The organism is Cryobacterium sp. RTC2.1 (assembly GCF_035018685.1).
In the GTDB taxonomy this organism is placed as follows: domain Bacteria; phylum Actinomycetota; class Actinomycetes; order Actinomycetales; family Microbacteriaceae; genus Cryobacterium; species Cryobacterium glucosi.
The window spans coordinates 1-1,861 of record NZ_JASJXJ010000280.1 but is presented as its reverse complement, the minus strand read 5'-3'; the positions used below and the strand labels follow the sequence as shown (position 1 = coordinate 1,861).

The 1,861-nt window shown below is 67.1% G+C and carries 2 protein-coding genes; both read left to right on the top strand.

Annotation, left to right across the window (positions count from 1 at the left end):
* Positions 1–933, top strand: a 933-nt coding sequence (locus QN357_RS18810; RefSeq protein ID WP_416347636.1) for a carbohydrate ABC transporter permease, incomplete at its 5' end; no start/stop codon positions are given.
* Between the two features lie 71 nt (positions 934–1,004).
* On the top strand, positions 1,005–1,838 hold the full coding sequence (locus tag QN357_RS18805) for a carbohydrate ABC transporter permease (RefSeq protein WP_134449008.1): 834 nt from the start codon (positions 1,005–1,007) through the stop codon (positions 1,836–1,838).
* The last annotated feature ends 23 nt before the right edge of the window (positions 1,839–1,861 follow it).

Genomic DNA, 1,861 nt, shown 5'->3' with positions numbered 1-1,861 from the left:
CCCGCGGCCGCGGGCCCCCCCACCCGGGCCCCGGGCGGGCGGGCCACCCGGCGCCGCCCGTGGCTGGGCCGGAACCCGATCGGGCTCCTGCTCAGCGCCCCCTACCTCGTCTTCGTGATCGCCGTCTTCGCGTACCCGCTCGTCTTCGCGGTGTACATGGCCTTCCACGACTACTTCTTCGCCGCCCCCGGCGCCCAGGTCGACCGGCCGTTCGTGGGCCTCGACAACTTCCAGGAGGTGCTCTCCGACCCGGCCGTGATCCGCTCCTTCGGGAACGTCGGCATCTTCCTGCTGATCAACGTGCCGCTGACCGTCGTGCTCTCGCTCGTGCTCGCGACGGCACTCAACAAGGCCGTGCGCGGCCGCACCTTCCTGCGGGTCGCGTACTACGTGCCCTACGTCACCGCGAGCGTCGCGGTCGTCGGCGTCTGGCTCTTCCTCTTCAGCGGCGGCGGCCTCGTCAACCAGATCCTCGGCCCGCTCGCCCCCGACCCGTCCTGGCTGATCAGCCCGACCTGGGCGATGCCCACGATCGCCCTGTTCGTGACCTGGAAGCAGCTCGGCTTCTACATTCTGCTGTACCTCGCCGCGCTGCAGAGCGTGTCGACGGAGCTCTACGAGGCCGCTTCGACAGACGGCGCCGGTGCGATCCGCAAGTTCTTCTCCGTCACGATCCCCGGCGTGCGCCCGGCGACGGTGCTCGTGCTGCTGCTCTCCACAGTGACGGGAGCGAACCTCTTCACCGAGCCGTACCTCCTCACCGGCGGCGGCGGCCCGAACGGGGCATCGACCTCTCCCGTGCTGCTGATGTACCAGAAGGGTATCGAGCAGGGCAACCCGGACACCGCGTCCGCGATCGGAATCATCCTGGTGATCGGCGTGCTCATCATCGCCTTCATCCAGCGCAAGATCGCCGGAGGTGACGAATCATGAGCAAGCGCACATCAGACACGGGTACGGGCACAATCAGCACGCGCGCACCGGGAAGGCGCACGACCAGCGGCATGAGCCGCGGACAGAACATCCTCCGCGGCGTCGTGCTCACCATCGGAGCCGTGGCGTTCCTGTTCCCGTTCTACTACATGATCGTCGGCTCACTCCAGAAGTCGCCGGACACCTCCATCGCGGGAGCATTCCCGAACCCGGCCAACCTCACCCTCGAGAACTACGCGGACATCAACAGCCGCGTCAACCTGATGCAGACCCTGCTCAACTCCGGCATCTTCACCGGCGGTGTGATCGTCGGCACCCTCGTCTTCGGGGTCCTCGTCGGCTACGCGCTCGCCCAGCTGCAGTGGCGCGGCCGCGGAATCACCTTCGCGCTCGTTCTGCTCGTGCAGGTCGTTCCGTTCCAGCTGCTGATGATCCCGCTCTACGTGATGATCGCGAGGGACTACGGCCTTGCCGACAACTACCTCGGCATGATCCTGCCGTTCGCGATCAACTCGACGGCCGTGATCATCTTCCGGCAGTACTTCCTGCAGGTCCCCCGCGAGCTCTTCGACGCGGCCAGGATCGACGGTGCCGGCGAGGTCGTGCTGCTCTGGCGGATCGCCCTCCCGCTGGTGCGCCCCGCCCTGCTCACCGTCGTGCTGCTGACCTTCATCGGCCCGTGGAACGAATTCCTCTGGCCGTTCCTGGTCACCAAGCAGGCCTCGATGCAGCCGCTCGCTGTCGCCCTCGCCAACTACATCAGCACCGTCGCGGCCTCCGCGGCGAACCCCTTCGGAGCGGTCCTCGCCGGCGCCTGCGTGCTGGCCGGACCCGCCGTCATCCTCTTCATCCTCTTCCAACGACACTTCGTCTCGACCGACATCGGTTCAGGCGTGAAAGGCTAGTCATGCGCGAATCCACTGCAGCA